The organism is Candidatus Neomarinimicrobiota bacterium (assembly GCA_021734025.1).
Classification (GTDB): Bacteria; Fidelibacterota; JAANXI01; order JAANXI01; family JAANXI01; genus JAANXI01.
This window is the reverse complement of the sequence record JAIPJS010000004.1, coordinates 179,499-195,098: the sequence shown is the minus strand read 5'-3', so window position 1 is coordinate 195,098 and position 15,600 is coordinate 179,499. Positions and strand designations below refer to the sequence as shown.

At 50.8% G+C, this 15,600-nt stretch carries 17 protein-coding genes; 4 read left to right on the top strand and 13 right to left on the bottom strand.

Going from position 1 to position 15,600, the window contains the following annotated elements:
- Window positions 1-2 precede the first annotated feature (2 nt).
- From K9N57_06605 to K9N57_06590, 4 genes are all read right to left on the bottom strand, one after another.
- A complete protein-coding gene (locus K9N57_06605) occupies window positions 3-932 on the bottom strand; it encodes a hypothetical protein (protein MCF7803842.1) in 930 nt (309 codons plus the stop codon).
- Between the two features lie 80 nt (window positions 933-1,012).
- Window positions 1,013-1,375: a hypothetical protein gene (locus K9N57_06600; GenBank protein ID MCF7803841.1), complete on the bottom strand. Its 363-nt coding sequence runs from the start codon at window positions 1,373-1,375 to the stop codon at window positions 1,013-1,015.
- 152 nt (window positions 1,376-1,527) lie between these two features.
- Complete coding sequence (locus tag K9N57_06595) at window positions 1,528-1,926, bottom strand: zinc ribbon domain-containing protein (GenBank protein ID MCF7803840.1); 399 nt, start codon at window positions 1,924-1,926, stop codon at window positions 1,528-1,530.
- Between the two features lie 267 nt (window positions 1,927-2,193).
- Entirely contained in the window at window positions 2,194-2,508 is a 315-nt protein-coding gene (locus tag K9N57_06590) for a cupin domain-containing protein (GenBank protein ID MCF7803839.1), read from the bottom strand.
- A gap of 463 nt (window positions 2,509-2,971) precedes the next feature.
- Between K9N57_06590 and K9N57_06585 the strand changes: the two genes are divergently transcribed.
- The 4 genes from K9N57_06585 to K9N57_06570 all read left to right on the top strand — a co-directional run bounded on the left by K9N57_06585 (window position 2,972) and on the right by K9N57_06570 (window position 6,046).
- On the top strand, window positions 2,972-3,727 hold the full coding sequence (locus K9N57_06585) for an electron transfer flavoprotein subunit beta/FixA family protein (GenBank protein ID MCF7803838.1): 756 nt from the start codon (window positions 2,972-2,974) through the stop codon (window positions 3,725-3,727).
- 12 nt (window positions 3,728-3,739) lie between these two features.
- Entirely contained in the window at window positions 3,740-4,711 is a 972-nt protein-coding gene (locus tag K9N57_06580; GenBank protein ID MCF7803837.1) for an electron transfer flavoprotein subunit alpha/FixB family protein, read from the top strand.
- Between the two features lie 236 nt (window positions 4,712-4,947).
- Window positions 4,948-5,328 carry an STAS domain-containing protein gene (locus tag K9N57_06575; GenBank protein ID MCF7803836.1) on the top strand — a complete coding sequence of 127 codons (381 nt, stop codon included), beginning with the start codon at window positions 4,948-4,950 and terminating at the stop codon, window positions 5,326-5,328.
- Between the two features lie 115 nt (window positions 5,329-5,443).
- Window positions 5,444-6,046 carry a phosphatase PAP2 family protein gene (locus K9N57_06570; GenBank protein MCF7803835.1) on the top strand — a complete coding sequence of 201 codons (603 nt, stop codon included), beginning with the start codon at window positions 5,444-5,446 and terminating at the stop codon, window positions 6,044-6,046.
- A 412-nt stretch (window positions 6,047-6,458) separates the two neighbouring features.
- Here the strand turns inward: K9N57_06570 and K9N57_06565 are convergent, their stop codons facing one another.
- The 9 genes from K9N57_06565 to K9N57_06525 all read right to left on the bottom strand — a co-directional run bounded on the left by K9N57_06565 (window position 6,459) and on the right by K9N57_06525 (window position 15,597).
- Window positions 6,459-7,256 carry an alpha/beta hydrolase gene (locus K9N57_06565; GenBank protein MCF7803834.1) on the bottom strand — a complete coding sequence of 266 codons (798 nt, stop codon included), beginning with the start codon at window positions 7,254-7,256 and terminating at the stop codon, window positions 6,459-6,461.
- A gap of 263 nt (window positions 7,257-7,519) precedes the next feature.
- Complete coding sequence (locus K9N57_06560) at window positions 7,520-7,732, bottom strand: zinc ribbon domain-containing protein (GenBank protein ID MCF7803833.1); 213 nt, start codon at window positions 7,730-7,732, stop codon at window positions 7,520-7,522.
- A 181-nt stretch (window positions 7,733-7,913) separates the two neighbouring features.
- The gene (locus K9N57_06555; GenBank protein ID MCF7803832.1) at window positions 7,914-8,312 is read right to left on the bottom strand and encodes a DUF302 domain-containing protein; all 399 of its coding nucleotides are present in this window, start codon (window positions 8,310-8,312) and stop codon (window positions 7,914-7,916) included.
- 2 nt (window positions 8,313-8,314) lie between these two features.
- Complete coding sequence (locus K9N57_06550; GenBank protein ID MCF7803831.1) at window positions 8,315-8,548, bottom strand: hypothetical protein; 234 nt, start codon at window positions 8,546-8,548, stop codon at window positions 8,315-8,317.
- Window positions 8,530-8,835, bottom strand: a complete 306-nt coding sequence (locus K9N57_06545) for a metalloregulator ArsR/SmtB family transcription factor (protein MCF7803830.1) — start codon at window positions 8,833-8,835, stop codon at window positions 8,530-8,532. Before K9N57_06545 ends, K9N57_06550 begins: the two co-directional genes overlap by 19 nt.
- Window positions 8,836-9,581: 746 nt before the next feature.
- Window positions 9,582-12,782 (bottom strand): N-6 DNA methylase, encoded by a 3,201-nt coding sequence (locus K9N57_06540; GenBank protein MCF7803829.1) that lies wholly within the window; start codon window positions 12,780-12,782, stop codon window positions 9,582-9,584.
- A 229-nt stretch (window positions 12,783-13,011) separates the two neighbouring features.
- Entirely contained in the window at window positions 13,012-14,025 is a 1,014-nt protein-coding gene (locus K9N57_06535; protein MCF7803828.1) for a hypothetical protein, read from the bottom strand.
- 11 nt (window positions 14,026-14,036) lie between these two features.
- Complete coding sequence (locus tag K9N57_06530) at window positions 14,037-14,777, bottom strand: CPBP family intramembrane metalloprotease (GenBank protein ID MCF7803827.1); 741 nt, start codon at window positions 14,775-14,777, stop codon at window positions 14,037-14,039.
- Window positions 14,770-15,597 carry a DUF72 domain-containing protein gene (locus K9N57_06525; protein ID MCF7803826.1) on the bottom strand — a complete coding sequence of 276 codons (828 nt, stop codon included), beginning with the start codon at window positions 15,595-15,597 and terminating at the stop codon, window positions 14,770-14,772. Before K9N57_06525 ends, K9N57_06530 begins: the two co-directional genes overlap by 8 nt.
- Between the last annotated feature and the right edge of the window lie 3 nt (window positions 15,598-15,600).

Below are 15,600 nucleotides of genomic sequence, written 5' to 3'. Positions count from 1 at the left end.
GTTTATACTTCCGGATAGACTTCATTCGTCAGGCAGTGTACCGAGCCGCCGGCGTATTTAAAATAGGTCAGCGGCGTTATATATCGTTGAATGCCGAGATCGTGTAATCGCTCCTCGACTCCCGGCGTTTGAAATTCGCAGCAGTTTACCAGGATGCCAGGTGCCACCAGTGCGTTTACGGCATAGTCGCCGAGCTCCTTTCCCTCGCCGGAGGAATCGATGGTCTCGATCTCGATGATCTCCATGCCAAGCGATTCCAGCAGATCCAGGCTCTCCTGGTAGATGAGATCCGGCGCGATAATGATGGCGTCCAGCGTATTCTCTGGTCCCCAGACTGGCGTGAAGACGGTATCCAGGTGATAGCCGATGGACCGAAGTAAAAAGTAATGATCCGGTTGCACGATATCCCTGACAAACTCGTGCCCTTTCCGGTTGGAACGCGACAGCCCGCCGAAGTAATAGGTGCCTTCCTCGGTCTCAAGAAAAAAGACTTCTCCGAATTCGAGAAACGCCTCCTCCGGCAGGGTGATCAGTTCTTTATCGAACATCTCCGGAATAATCTCTGCATACACATCGGCTTCCACTTCCCGTCCGCGGGCACTGAAATTTCCCTGAATCCAGTAGCCGTTGAACATCATGCCGGAATCACGGTTGAATACCGCATCGTGGTACAAGCAGTCCGGTCGGTTCAATTTTTCTGGAAACGGTACAATATGGACTGGAAACCCGGCATCACGAAGCGTCTCAACCAGTCGGTTCCAGTCCGATTGCAACACCTCCTGATCCGGAATTATCCCCTGTTCATTGGCATATACAGTGGCATAATTCAGGCTGTCTTCGTTATAGCCCTGGTGGACGGGATACCCATTGAACCAGCATCCCTTTACCTCGTCAGTCACCGGGGGTAGTTCTGTGACAATGATTTCATGCATTTATTTTCAGTTTTCCTGTCATTTTCCCAAAGATACAGTAAAGACCAGCGGTATCCCACTATCGGTTATGCCAAAACCACTCAAACAACATTTATCCACTGGTCAAAGATGATTCCTCCGCCTCCATATGCCAGAAGATCCAGAATATCGGCGGTTCCCTGGGTCGAGACGAAGGGATAGATTATCTCAAAAGCCATCCCGATTATAACGAAGGCAAGGACCGTATGCAGAATCGGCAGGCGATAATTTTCGGACTTTACCCGATATTTCCGGTGAATATACAGAACAAAAGTGAGCAGAATCGGCAAACAAAGGAAATCGTCCAGATATGCCCGGAAAAAGCCATCTCCGACAGGGATGCTAACACCGAGCGCATCTAAGCCGTGAAATAGTATAAATACCAGGACAGCGCTGAGAAATGTACGGTTTGTGAGTGTCGTCATTCAGATGGCAAGTATTCCGATTACGGTAGTTGCCAGTCCGAGGACAAGGAGTGTCAGCCAGAGTCCGCTTGTGTGTAACATTTCGGATTTTTGAGTTTCTGAAGTATCAGTTTTTTCATGCATTTCCTTGCTCCTGTATTTTGGTCCGAATATTATTCGAAATTAGCAATTAGGTTTTCATTGATGTGAAATAAGACCTCTGACGGGATATTTTGCTTAATTGGTGTGATTTGTTGGGAGCTGTTTCGTGTTCCCTCAAAATCTTCAGGGCGCTCCTGTTCGGCGTGCCACGGATTCAGCAGCACCAGGATCAATCCGATGCCAACCAGCGCCAAAAACAGATAGAGAGGTGAAATCTTCGGCGGTGCCTTGCGGTTGTATCGATCTTTTTCCTCCGTGACGAATTCTCCCTCTGTGCTATCCTGAGGATTGTTTCCTGAATTTTCAGAGTGTTGTGACTTCGTCTGCCATCTGTTCACCTTCTCCGCCCCGCACTTCGCACAAAACTGTGCCTGGTCGGGAAGTTCGGTGCCGCATTGAGTGCAATACATAAAACTCCAGTGTTAATGTGTTATCGTGTTACAGTGTTACAGTTGTACGTTTATTTAACCATAATACTCCCAACGAAATCATCCTGCGGGATAATCTTAATCGTTAAGAGTTCCTGAGTTATTAGTGTTGTTGGTTATTTATTCTACAAATTTTTAATACACGTTTGTTCCAAAGTCCAGATTATTATTCTGCAACGAACTACAAACAACCCACAACAAACAGGTTTCTCCTGTCTCCCTTCTCCTTATTCCCTATACCCAGAATTTTCACTTCGACGCGCAAATATATGTGGCGCCTTTCTCCGGATGGATTCTGGCGTCGTGGACGGTGTTGGCCGGCATGTCCAGCCGGTCGCCGGGCTTCAGGGTATAATCTTCGCCATTTACTCCGAAAGTTACTTCACCCTGGACCAGCCAGCGTACTTCGATGTAATCGTGCTGATGGTCCCCATAGGTGGCCCCCGGACGATCAGTGAAGGCGTGAATACCGCCATAGCCTTCTTTGCGGAGTTGTTGCTTCAACTGCTCCGGATCGGGCGGTTCCTCCCTGTTCCACGTGTTAATTTGTATGTCAGACGTCATAGATGAGCCTCCCTGTCATCTTTATGTTTGGTGCATAAGATTGGAAATATTTTTGACATCCACAAAAAAGAATTCCCGGCGATGAAAACGGCTTGCGCCTCCGGCGGAAATCCCGGAAATTGACCGTATGCAAATCCGGCAGTATTCCAAGGAAGATTTTCCGGTCATTCGACACCTCTGGGAACATGGGAGTTTATCCCTGGGATATCGGACGAACCGGAAAAGATCCATTGCCAAGTTGGTCGACTTTCACACAAAACCGCTGACTTGTCCGGGACGACCTGATTCTAATGTCGAAAAACCCGAGGCAAGACGACGGGTGTCCATGCAGAACTTCAGAAGAATTTGCGGGGACTTCATACCACCCACAGTCTCCTCTCCGCTTGCACCGTGGTGCCGGAATTACTACCTTTTTAACACTCATTTTCTCACAGATATTTTGACCAGATAAAGGAGGTCATTCGTGAATATTCTCGTGTGTATCAAACAGGTTCCCGATACCGAAACAAAAGTAAAGATTGGCGAGGACGGGAAGTCTATCGATGAATCCGATGTGAATTTTGTACTGAACCCGTACGACGAATTCGCCGTGGAAGAAGCGCTGCAACTGAAGGAAGCCGCCGGTGGGGAGGTAACAGTGATTACTGTCGGTCCCGAGTCTGCTACCTCGGCGATGCGCACCGCGCTTGCCATGGGGGCGGACAAGGGTATTCGCCTGGATGCCGAGGATGTTCGCCTGAAAGATAGTTTTAGCATAGCCAGGGCCCTGGCAACATCAATCGAAGAATTGGACTATGATGTTATCTTCTGCGGAAAAAAAGCGGTAGACGACGATAATCATCAGGTCGGCCCAATGCTGAGTGCATTGCTGGATATCCCTTGCGTAAGTACCGTAACCCAACTGGAAATTGAGGGAACCTCCTTTACCGCAACCCGCGAAGTGGAAGGCGGACGCGAGATTTATGAGGGTGAATTTCCCGCGGTCTTTACGACGGATAAGGGGCTTAACGAGCCACGATACGCTGCGTTGAAGGGCATTATGCAGGCAAAGAAAAAGCCCATTGATGTAAGTGACGTACAATTTCCGGAAGCGGATTCAGTGGTGATTGAATCTATGGAGATGCCGCCGGAATCGCCGCCCGGCCGAATTCTCGGCGACAGTGCCGATGCTGTGCCGGAATTGATTCGTCTGCTCAAAGAAGAAGCCAAAGTATTGTAGGAGGATAGAATAATGGCCGAAGGAATTCTCGTATTTGCCGAACAGCGTAATGGTCAACTTATGAAAGCAGCCAAAGAGGTGCTGACCGCCGGGTATCAAATAGCGGAGAGCTCCGGAACCACCGTTTCTACAGTAGTAGTTGGGGACGGTGTCAGTTCGATTACCGACGATATTAGTCAATTTGGTGCGTCCACGATTTATGTAGCCGATGATGGCGAACTGGCGAATTATTCCGGTCTGGCCTATGCTGAGTATATCCGGGCAGCAATTGAGCAGGCCGATCCGGCAGTGGTACTGTTTCCCGCCGATTCTATGGGGCAGGATTTAGCGCCGGTCGTTGCTGCCAAGCTCGGTGTGGGAAACGGCTCTGATGTGACCGAAATCCAATATCAGGACGGCACTGTCACCGCGAAGCGTCCCGTCTATGCCGGGAAGAGCCTGGTGAACATCACGTTTCAGCAATCACCAGCCGTCCTGACGGTGCGACCGAATACATATCCACCTGAAGAGCATCCCGGCGAAGCCAGTGTCGAAAATCTGGACGTGAGCCTCCCCGACAATGCGCTGCGGGTGACAGCCCGGTTCGAAGTATCCGAAAGCGAACGGCCAGAGCTCACCGAGGCGAACCGGATCGTCTCTGGCGGACGTGGAGTCGGTTCTCCGGAAGACTTTGAAATTATTGAGAAACTGGCGGATGCGATGAGTGCCGCTGTCGGTGCTAGCCGCGCTGTGACGGATGCGGGATGGCGGCCGTATTCCGAACAGGTGGGACAAACAGGAAAAACCGTGTCCCCGGCGCTGTACGTAGCCTGTGGTATCTCCGGAGCGATTCAGCACCTGGCGGGGATGCGGTCATCCAAGGTCATCGTCGCTATCAACAAGGATCCGGATGCCCCGATCTTCAAGGTAGCAGACTACGGAATCACGGGAGATCTGTTCGAAGTTGTTCCCCGGATGATTGAGGAGTTAAAGAACGAATCCTGACCGGGGTGGAACTTTTCCCGGCTTCCGGTATCATCCCGGTGTGAATTCCACGTAAAATATTTTTATTGCTATCCTTTTCCCTTGAATTAGATACGGCTGCAATCTAATTTTGGGTAATTCAGTCGTGTGCAAAATTCACTTTAATTAATGGTTTATTTCAGCGCGATGGAATGCGCTCCTGAAGTTAAACATAACTCCGGGAACGTGGGTTTTGATAAGGTACGAAGGAGAGTCTCATGAAATTTGAACATCAGACAGTGGGCGATACGGTGGTATTCCGGGTACAGAACATGATTCTGGATGCCCACGGCGCAGATAAATTTAAGCGGGAAATGCTCATCGCGCTCAATGAGGGAGAATTCACGAATATTATCATCGATCTGGATACGGTCAAGATGGTAGACAGCAGCGGACTGGGTGCCCTGCTATTTGCACGACGACAGGTTGTCCAGAAAGATGGGGCGTGTTATCTGGTCAATCCCGCCCCCAAGGTGCTGAACCTGCTCAAGATTTCCAAACTGCAGGATGCATTTGAATCCTCGGAATCGGTCACGGAAGCCATTGAAGAGCTCGGAGGCAATCCGAAAGAACTCGATGGTCAACACAATGATGAGTAACGGGATACGTCACTGAAGTATTCTTCAAACAATATTTTAATCCCCTATAGCTGCACACTTTCACTGCATCTGCAACAACTCAATCCATTTTTTTATTGACTGAGATTATTCCTCCATGGAATCACTGGTAGCCTTTTTTCATTCCATAGATGTCGCCCTGTTTCGCCTTGGTAATACGTTCATCGCCAATCCGGTTTTCGATGTCCTGATGCCGTTCATCACAGAGGAAGAACATTTCATTATTCCGATATTTTTGATCTGGTTCGGGCTCCTGATTTTCGGCGGGAAGCGCGGCAGGATTGCTGCGGTGGTTCTCCTTATTGCAACCGGGCTCGCGGACGCAGTGGCGGCTCAAATTATTAAGCCGGTCGTCGAACGCTCCAGGCCGTGCCACGAGATGGATACGCTCCGCCTGTTGGTAAATTGTGGCGGAAGGTACGGATTTGTCTCCAACCACGCGGCCAACATGTTCGCCAGCATGACTGTGTTGGCATTTTTCTACCGGAAAATCCGGTGGTACCTCTGGAGTTTCGCCGCGGTTGTTGCCTTCTCCCGGGTGTATGTCGGAGTGCATTATCCCGGCGATATCTTTTTCGGAGGGCTATTCGGATTTGGGATGGCTTATCTGTTCATTGGCTTGCTGATTCTCATTAATAACGGCCAACGGAAACGGGAACGCACCTGGCTGGAATGGCGGGAGGATACGACAGTGCTATAGTGTTCCCCAAAGGGATCCCTTCGGGGCAGGTGCTCGAGTGTTCTCGTTACTGTGTATTAATGTTAGAGTTGGAAGTTTTCGGTATCTCCATATCCTTGTTCATGGGGAGCATAGCGGAAGGAGAAAGCAGAAGGGGAGAGCCAATGTTCTACCCGCCAGGTAGCTCGATATTTTCCTGGCGGGTAGGCTACTATGCAAGCTAGCCACCTTCCGGGAAAAACCAGCTGCCCCGAAGGTGAGAACGAGGGTTATCTTCGGTGGATCGCTTCGGAAGCGCTCGTTTTTCTATGAATTTGTGAATAATCCAAACTAACACAGATTTTACTCAACACTCGGTCCGTAATACTTTCAAAGAATGCGTAGAAAGACCCCGTTTCCTCTATAACTGTAAAGTACTTCTGCTACAAAAAAATCATTCGGCATCAAACGGTTGGATGTACCGCAGCAGGATATCGTTGTAGAGCTCCGGCTGCTCCAGATTGGAGAGATGTCCGGAGTCAGCAATAATTTCCAGATGGGCATGTGGCATTTCCCGAACCATCATCTTACTGTCGAAGACCGGAATCAAGGAGTCGTTTTTCCCGGAGATGACCAGTACCGGCACCTCAATTTCACTCAGGATAAATTCCCGGTCTTTCCGCTCCGCCATACCCGCCAGCGCTCCCCGAACACCAGCCCCTGGCTGACGGCGCATCATCTGCTGGGTGTACTCCACGATGTCCGGATGCTCTTTCAGGGTGTTCTCACACAATACTTTTTCCAGCAGATCTTTCACTAAAAATTCCGTGCCGTCGTAATGAGTTTTTTCCGAGATGTTATACCGATTTTGGCGCTGGGCCGCCGTATCTTTGGAGGCTTTTGTATTGGAAAGAATTAATCCCAGCAGCCGCTCCGGATACTGTTCTGCAATGGCCAGGCTGATATATCCCCCCATAGAAAGTCCGCCAACGATTGCCCTTTCGATATTTAGTAAATCCATCATAGCTACTACATCAGCAGCATATTGGGACATACTCACCGGCTCCTCCGGTGCTTTCGAATCGCCAAAACCGCGAAGATCGGGAGTGATGACTCTGCAATGATCCTGTAATGCGCTTACCTGGTCATACCAGAGATTTCGATCAAACGGGAATCCGTGGAGCAAAATAACCGGCACGCCTTCTCCGCTGTCACCAAAGTTCAGATCTATACCATTCACTTCGACTTTCATAACTCAACTCCCGATATAGTCATTGGAAATTTTTCCTGAATAAAGTTAGTCAAATAAAATATTTTCTCAAAAAGATAAGCTAAACCCTGCCGATGTTTTTCGCAATGTATGTTTCGGAAATATTACTTCGGAATTTGAAGGTATCGGGGCGAAAGCTCTGAGTATCTCTGGCAAAATTTACGGACGTAAAAAAAGCCCTCCGGGGTCATTCCCGAAGGGCTGATGTTTCGGCAGCAGGTCACCGACCTGCTCTGATCCTATGCTCAGGTGAAGCCCCCCGTTCCGCAACTTCCGCCGCTGGAACCAGCATAACTCGGCGAGGATCCGCCGCTGGACGCAAAGGCGGACATGAGCTTCTCTGCCGCATACTCACCGCAATCCGGGCACGCAATATCATCATCCTTCACCTGGGATGAGGATACCAGTTCGTCAAAGGTGGTGCCGCAACTCCGGCACCGAAATTCAAACATTGGCATCTGTATCAGACTCCTTTTTTTCTATCTGTAATGGTGTGCAACTCGTTTTTGACTGTTCCCCGTCCTGAGGAAATGGTACGCCTCAGGTGTGGATGCCCGTTTTGGGGCCAATCCACCGGAGTACTATATAGTACACCACGAAAAACAAAAGTATGGCTATTCCGTCGGTCATTGATGCTCCTTACGCGTTATCTGCGACGGCATTAACAGCATCCTGCAGTAACTCCGTCACCTGGGATGCCACCTTGTCCATCTCCGGATTATCGACCACCGAAAGCATTGTGTTGGCGTCGATGGATGAGATCACCGTCTCGCCGTCATCATTGGTATAGACAATGACATTGCACGGGAGCAGCAGCCCCAGTTCCGTTTCCATCTGCAACGCCTCATGGGCAAACGGTGGATTACACGCGCCGAGGATTTTATAATTATTCATATCCTCGTCGAGTTTTTCCTTCATGGTGGCTTTTACATCCACTTCGGTGAGTACGCCAAAGCCGCGTTCTTTCAGTTCCTCCTGTACACGTTCCAGCGCATCATCGTATGAGAGATTAACCGTTCTTGAATGTCCGTACTGCATAGCTAAGCCTCCTTCACTTCCATATTTTCATTTGAATCTTTCTCTTTCTTGCCGGGGATTCCAAACACCAATCCCAGTAAGATGCCGTATCCCGTCATGAGATACGGATTGGATTGGATCGGACATCCACCGGTTGCGCATCCGATATAATAGTAATAGCCGAAACCGGCGATGCCACCGAGCAGCACACCCAGCGACGGTTTCCACCACTGCTTTTCTATAATTTTCTGCCACATCCTTTGATACACTCCAAAATCTGTGTGATGAATTTATTCTTCAAATCGTAATAGACCTGAACGCCGTCGCGCCGGGACGTGAGAATTTCCCTGGATTCCATCAGCCGCAGATGTTGCGACGTAATCGCCTGCGGTTCCCCAATGGTCTCCTGAATGTCAGTCACGTTCCGTTCACCTTCTTCGAGCGTCTCTATGATAGCCAGCCGTGTCGGATGTCCCAGCGTTTTCAGAACCCGGGCAGCATGTTGCATCTGCTCCGGATCAAGCGAGGTTGTCTTTGTATTCATGGGAGTATCATTCATTTTTTATTATATAGCGTTTTCTTTATGTAATGTAAAAACATCCGTCCCGAAATCAAAGTTCCCGCTGGCCTTTCTTCCTTTTCTTCATACATACTATGATGAAAGAGATAACGATAGGTTACAATTGACGGAAAAAGGTGCTACAGATATAGCCATTAGCCTCGCAATCTCATTGTGAGGCGGGAAGGGGTGTTATTGGCACCCCGGAGGTTCCTTCACGAGATCCCTCCTCCGGGAGGAGTCTCTGGTGGGACGCTCATCCGGCAGCCGCCGGATTCGGTCGGAATGACTCACTAAATTCAAAACAATAGAGTCAAAAACAAACAGTCATCCTGAGCGAGCGGAGCGAGTCGAAGGATCTCGTTCTCGTCACTCCGGGGTTTTCTTCACGAGATTTCTCGGTGCGTCCGGCTCCTGCCGGTCTTACTCGCAATGACTCAATTGTCCCGTCGGTGATCCCTTCAAGGGTCGCCGACGGTGCTAGAAAATAATGAAATTACCGTCACGAACGCTGAGAGCGGTCGGCGGCGGAAGGGATACTCGAAATGACTCAGTTTCGTAATTGTAAATAGGTTAGTCATCCCGAGCGCAGTCGAGGGATCTCGCTGTTAGGTTTTTGTATTTCTTGGAAGTATAAGATTTCTCGATTCGCGACGCTCACTCATGTGACTGAACTGTTACTCATAAATAAGCGCTGGCAACCTCCGAAAGGCTGCCAGCGCTAAGATCCGCTACTCCGACTCCCACATTACCACATCCTCCTCCACAGCCGGGTACACCTCGTCTATCCGCTTTTGGGTGTCGATGGTGTACTGGAGCGCCGTGGCGATGCGACAATAGTGCTGAATTTCCTCATTGCTGAGCCGGCGCTCCCGGCGATCGTACAGCCACTTGTCTAATACCTGGTAGCCGCCAACCCGATACTCCCAGACCTCCTCCGGAATGCCTTCGAAATACTGTTCGTCCTCATTGATATACACGCGCTCTTCCTCCGGGCGATAATCCCTGCCGACTGCCTTGGATTTGGCGATCACATTCTTCCCATCGCCCTGAAACTTCGCAATCGGATCGTTGAGTTTGTCCGACTTCATCAGGTGGAGTGCAGTCAGTTCTTCGCCCAGGTCGGCGAGTTCGCAGAAGAATTCGTAATCTTTGGTAAACGGGATACGCGGGAAATCGCTCTTCAGGAACTCCGCATAGGTTTCCCGATAGGACGGCGCATAGAGCATGGCATACGTGTAATACAAAATCTGCTCCGGCGTGGGACGCTTGCCATATGTGGTTTCCAGCAGATTGTAGAACTCCTTGTTGATATTCGGTTGGCGGGACGAATACTCCACATCCTTTTCGAATACCATCATCATGGTGCCACCACCACGGCGGGAGCCGTTGCCGTTGTCATCATCAGTTTTTGGGTAGAGATAGAGCGGGAACATAGCATTCCCACCTCTACGAAATAAATTCGTATCTACAATAGAATCGCTTGTTAAAACGATATCATAAAAGGGAGAACCCACTACCTGCCATTGTCGACCAATACTGATGCTCAAATTTTCTCCAGCTACCATGTGCCACATAATTTCTTTTCTGTCACGATCAATAACTGCAGGATGATAGAATAAAGGGCGTCTGTCAAATGGTCTGTAGAGTACTTTCTGGAGATATTTTGCCAAATCGGCTTTTTTCAACGCGGATTGAGTATCCGTAATCTTCCAATTATTCGTTTCGTTCACCTGAAAGCTATTCTCGATCGACTTAACACTTTGATTTGAATTCGCAAATGCTTCAATCCGTGCCAGAAGTTTGGATTCATTGAAATCAATCACAAAATGATCACGATGAGTTTTGATTCCATTCGAATAGACGGGAAAAAGATCAGTAACTTGAATAAAACGCTGATATTGTTCTTCAAGATCATAATCCAGTTCCGTAAACAGGTAAAACGGGTTCTGCGGCTGGATCTCTTCATATCCGTTTTTGTTTAAATTATGCTTCTCCAGCCAGTTGTATTTTTCCTGTCGCAAGCCATACAAGTCGTTACGGCGTACCGTGTTCTCCTTCCCGTCTTTCTTCACCATCGTATGAATCGCCACGCCCTGCTGGATGTCGAAGACATTCTCATCTTTGGAGCCGTCCGGTGCGGTCTCTTTTTTGCGGGCGTTGCCGTGGAGGTCCAGGACTGCGATCTCGTCGAAACTGCCCATCAGCGACTCGCGCATTCCCCGGAAGGTCGGGTTATCCAGATAGCCGTGATTCGTAATCATACTAACGATACCGTGCCCCAGCTGATCGATCTTCCACTGGGCAAACCGGATGAATTTCACGTAATCATCCTGCAGCATTTTCGGATTCCGCTCGCCCAGCGGCTTACCGTCCACGGAATAGTACCCGTCGTCCTTGTTGCCGTTCTCGTGGGTGTACCCTTTTTTCAGCAGATCGTCGATCCACTTGCTGTTGTTGAAGGAGTTGCCCGAATACGGCGGGTTGCCAATGATGACCAGCACTTCCTCGTTCTTTTTGATTTTCCCGGCTGCGTGGCTTTCCTCACTCAGACTCGCCATGCCCGGCAGCGCGGTCTGCTCCAGATCCTCCATTTCCAGGGAGTTGGTGAGGTACAGCTTAAAGCGCTCGTCATCGGGCAGTTGATACCCCAGTTCCTCCAGGATAAATCCCATCTTGAGATGCCCGATGGCGTACGGCGCCATCATCAGTTCGAAAGCGTAAAAATGTTCCAGCAGATGTTCCCGGATGAGGTCTTTTACGCCGCCGCTGCCGTATTTATCCTCGTATTCTTCGACGGCAAGTTTCAGCGCTTCGGCGATAAACGTAAGCGTGCCCGCCGCCGGATCGAGCACGGTCACCGAACTGTCCGCCAGCCCAAGCGGTTTGTCGAATTCCTCTTTCAGGATTTGGTGCACCGACCGCACAATATATTTCACCACCGGCTCCGGCGTATAGTAGACGCCGCGCTGCTCCCGGAGCGCCGGGTTGTATTCCGACAGGAAGGTCTCGTAAAAGTGGATGATGGGATCCTTGCCCTTGCCTTCGTCCAGATAGCGCTTCAGAATTTTCCGGATATCCGCGGCGTTCAGCACCTCCGCCAAATCATCCACGATCCAGCCGATGTTCTGCGGCAGCTCGTGATAGCTGATAAACTCGAACACGTCCCGCAGAATCCCGATAGTTTTCGGGATAAACTCCTTCGCGTTCCGTCGGGTGAAAGTGTCATCCTGACCGACACGTGTCCGGGCCGCGAACATGCCGTAGGTGACCGTTTGCGCGTACAGATCGGCAAATTCACTCTTTTGTAGTCCGGCGATCAAAAACTGCTGAAACGCCTTGTAAAATCCGGTGAGCTCTTTGTGCTCGTTCTCCACCAATTCGTATTCGATAATGTGTTCCAGAAAGCGCGTCCGCTTAGCCAGCTCTTTTGCCAGCGATGATGCCCGCAGCGTCTTTGGCACAGAGTGCGAGAAGAATGCACGGAACAACTCCAGGAATTCCTCAATATTTTCCAGCGGCGGCGTTTCGCCCAGTTCCATTGCCACATACGGCCGCCCGATGCTGACCTTGTCCACCAGTTCGCCGTCCTTGTACAGCCGGTACTCAAAGAAATCGGTCAGGATAACATTGGGAAAGGTGCTGCGATAGCGTTGTAACTGCTCGGAATCCTCAATCTTCCGCAGATCGCTGTCCGGCGTCTTCGCCTCGATATACCCGGTGATGCGGTGGGAACCGTCCCACACCCGGAAGTCCGGATTGCCGGCCTCGGTGCGCTTCGGCAGCGTGGTCACGTCGATATTGCTGTGACCTAATTTTGCTCCCAGCGATGTGATGAGTGTCTCCAGCGCCGGGTAGAAGGTCTCTTCACGGGCATCGCCTCGCTGTATGATTTCCGTGACACGTTTGATGAACTGTTCGAGCGCTTCCATGGAAGTCAGACTCCGTCAGATTACTCTGTTTTTCATGTCAGATTTGGCCGTACTATACAAAAATCGGATTAGCTAATTTTACTGGAATTACCGCTGATGCGCAATGCGGAAGTCGGAGGATTTTCCCCTGCACTTCGAAACTACCGGAACTCGGTCGGAATGACTCGATTTTCCCGTCGGTGAACCCTTCAAGGGCCGCCGACGGTGCCAGAAAATAATGAAATTACCGTCATCGACGCCGAGAGCGATCGGCGACGGGCGTAACCCTCCCCACCTCAAACGCCGCCGCATCCGGGCAAGTTAGTTTTTGTTTCTGATGCCATTCACCGTCGAGACGTTCGGAGAGTGTGACTTGCATACTGGCGACGCCTGAGTACCGAACGTGTCGGTCGGAATCGCCGGGGACTGGGTACACTGATTCCATCAGCGTGTCTTCTGAGGTCTGAAGTTCTACCTGTAATCTGTGGGAGTCGTTTTCGGCGGCAATGAGCCAGCGGTTCTCCGAATAATCGGACGCGGTGGAGAGCATGTGGGAGATGCCGGTGAATTCAAAGAGTTCGCCATACAGCTCGAGTTGCACCAGGGTGACACCAGGCACAGGCATTATCCCGAATTTTGTCTTTAGCGTGATGGCCTCCAGCGAGGCAAAGTCCGTCTCCTGAAATCCACTGCAGTACGTCCGGTGCCACGATTCCGGCAATCGGGTTCCCCACCAGTGGGAAACGTGCCCGAAGGCTTCCTCCAGTTCTACGTCCAGAGCGCCGATGGAAATTTTGCCCTTCGGTCGAATCCGCGGCTGGGGCGTCAACAGCTTGGTCGCAGGATTTTTCCACCGGTACAGCGCATTCATAGGCCAGAGTGCACGGCCGGTATCGGGATCGTTGAACCACTCCAGCTTCCAGCGAATAGTCTCCTCGAATGTGGAGAGAATACCCTGGCTAAATTCCTCGGTGAGAACGATGTCCCCGGCCCGGAACCCGAACGGCTCGTTCGCAGAGCCTTTGACAGCGAAATGTTCCTCGCCGAAATTTTGGGAGAGGAGCCGGTTCTCTTTTTCCGGGTTATAGCGGTTGGAGTACGCGAATTCCACGGTCGCCGTCGAAGTCCCATCTCCGGAATACAGTCTCGTGAACCTGATCCGCCAGCCGAACTGGCGTTCTTCATCATTCACCTGGAGTTGCCAGGTTTCGAACCCCGGTTCGCCGGGACTCAAACGCGGGAGGCTATCGCTGGGATAATCCATGGGAAATTATTTTATTGGGTCGTTGGTGAAATGCCAGCCAGGCCCTTGTCTTCGAGGATCAACTCTTCGAGATCTTCTTCAAACAGGGCGGGAATCAGGAACAGGTTGCCGATGTTGACTGTAATGTGACAGGCCATGGCGGCGATATAGGTGTCAGTGTAGAGGACCATGACGTTAAGGACAATGCCTACTGCGAAGATCCAAATGGTGCTCCGGAGCCCCTGTAGTGCAGCGTGGAGCAGCGCGAAAATGGCAGAGGTAACCACAACACCGAGGATGACGGAACCACTCAGAAAATAGAACAGGGTATACAGGCCGCCCCGGAAGAAGATTTCCTCAAAAATGCCGGCGTTGACGCCGAGTAGCATGGCGATGAGGCTTTGCTTGTTGGTGCGCGGCAGCAGGTAGTAATTGCGGAGCACTTCTCTGGACGGTTTGTGCCCTTTAATCAAGGCAAACAGGTAGTCGGTCAGAAGGATAAACCCGAGTAAAACGAAACCCGTTATGACTCCAATGATGACCATTCGTTCGAAATCGCTGGTGCCAAAATAGAAACGCACCCGGGAGACGTAGCGCCAGACGGGCAGTGTATATTGTTCTTTCCATCCGGCAAGCAAGTGGAGGCCGTGCCAGGCGCCGAGCGCCAGCAGCCAGAAGATCGCGTGCTGGATGATACTGTACTTACTCCAGATCAGCTCAGGGGGTATATCCCGGCGATCGGTGATGCGTTGGGTCTCGATTCCGTCACTCATCAGCGTTGGCCATTTCCTGATAAATCCGGTACAGTTCCCGGATGCTGCCCGGCGAAAATCCCATGTAGTGGTTATTGAAAAAGCCGTAGATATCGATATCCATGGATTTGAATTTTTTCAATATCACCGTCGCCCAGTCCCGGAGGTCGCCGGTCCTGTCGGCCTGTACTTTCCCAAAGAAGTCAAAACCGCTGGTATGGCTGCCGATCCAGCGAAGGTAAGTGAAGTCCGCAGTGACTCTGGATTTCCTGGGGATATATTCGGAGTCGGTAATGGTGAATGCGATGTTGTTGGCCGAGAGCAGTTCGTAAAATCGTTGATGAAGCCAGCCGGCATCCCGGACTTCCAGCGCAAACCGAAAATTGGCGGGCAGCGTCGGCAGAAAGTCGTGGAGCAGTTCAAAATTATCCGCGGTGAATGATGGCGGAAACTGGAGCAACAGCGGACCGAGTTTATCGCCGAGCAGCGATATTCGGTCGAGGAAGGCGCGGAGTACGTCCTCCACATCCCGAAGCCGGCGCTCATGCGTGATAATCCGGGGAACCTTCGCGGTGAATACAAAATCGCCGGGCGTTCGTTTATGCCAGGTCCTGACGGTGGATTCACTGGGAATACTATAGAAGGTACCGTCGATTTCCACGCTGGGGAATTGGGTAGCGTAATGAGTCAGCCAGTCGGCCTTATCCAGGTACGGCGGATAAAACGCGCCGACCCAGTCCCGGTAGTTCCAGCCGCCACTGCCAATATAAACCGGCGGCTGAAATGTGTTCCGCGTCTCCTGCGCCGTCTGCTGATCCGGTGAAAAGAGGGATTTCTGCATAGA

What these genes read in the sequence shown, in the direction of transcription:
- K9N57_06605 (MCF7803842.1), bottom strand. Translation starts at nt 932, where the DNA reads ATGCATGAAATCATTGTCACAGAACTACCCCCGGTGACTGACGAGGTA.
- K9N57_06600 (MCF7803841.1), bottom strand. Translation starts at nt 1,375, where the DNA reads ATGACGACACTCACAAACCGTACATTTCTCAGCGCTGTCCTGGTATTT.
- K9N57_06595 (MCF7803840.1), bottom strand. Translation starts at nt 1,926, where the DNA reads ATGTATTGCACTCAATGCGGCACCGAACTTCCCGACCAGGCACAGTTT.
- K9N57_06590 (MCF7803839.1), bottom strand. Translation starts at nt 2,508, where the DNA reads ATGACGTCTGACATACAAATTAACACGTGGAACAGGGAGGAACCGCCC.
- K9N57_06580 (MCF7803837.1), top strand. Translation starts at nt 3,740, where the DNA reads ATGGCCGAAGGAATTCTCGTATTTGCCGAACAGCGTAATGGTCAACTT.
- K9N57_06575 (MCF7803836.1), top strand. Translation starts at nt 4,948, where the DNA reads ATGAAATTTGAACATCAGACAGTGGGCGATACGGTGGTATTCCGGGTA.
- K9N57_06570 (MCF7803835.1), top strand. Translation starts at nt 5,444, where the DNA reads ATGGAATCACTGGTAGCCTTTTTTCATTCCATAGATGTCGCCCTGTTT.
- K9N57_06565 (MCF7803834.1), bottom strand. Translation starts at nt 7,256, where the DNA reads ATGAAAGTCGAAGTGAATGGTATAGATCTGAACTTTGGTGACAGCGGA.
- K9N57_06560 (MCF7803833.1), bottom strand. Translation starts at nt 7,732, where the DNA reads ATGCCAATGTTTGAATTTCGGTGCCGGAGTTGCGGCACCACCTTTGAC.
- K9N57_06555 (MCF7803832.1), bottom strand. Translation starts at nt 8,312, where the DNA reads ATGCAGTACGGACATTCAAGAACGGTTAATCTCTCATACGATGATGCG.
- K9N57_06550 (MCF7803831.1), bottom strand. Translation starts at nt 8,548, where the DNA reads ATGTGGCAGAAAATTATAGAAAAGCAGTGGTGGAAACCGTCGCTGGGT.
- K9N57_06545 (MCF7803830.1), bottom strand. Translation starts at nt 8,835, where the DNA reads ATGAATACAAAGACAACCTCGCTTGATCCGGAGCAGATGCAACATGCT.
- K9N57_06540 (MCF7803829.1), bottom strand. Translation starts at nt 12,782, where the DNA reads ATGGAAGCGCTCGAACAGTTCATCAAACGTGTCACGGAAATCATACAG.
- K9N57_06535 (MCF7803828.1), bottom strand. Translation starts at nt 14,025, where the DNA reads ATGGATTATCCCAGCGATAGCCTCCCGCGTTTGAGTCCCGGCGAACCG.
- K9N57_06530 (MCF7803827.1), bottom strand. Translation starts at nt 14,777, where the DNA reads ATGAGTGACGGAATCGAGACCCAACGCATCACCGATCGCCGGGATATA.
- K9N57_06525 (MCF7803826.1), bottom strand. Translation starts at nt 15,597, where the DNA reads ATGCAGAAATCCCTCTTTTCACCGGATCAGCAGACGGCGCAGGAGACG.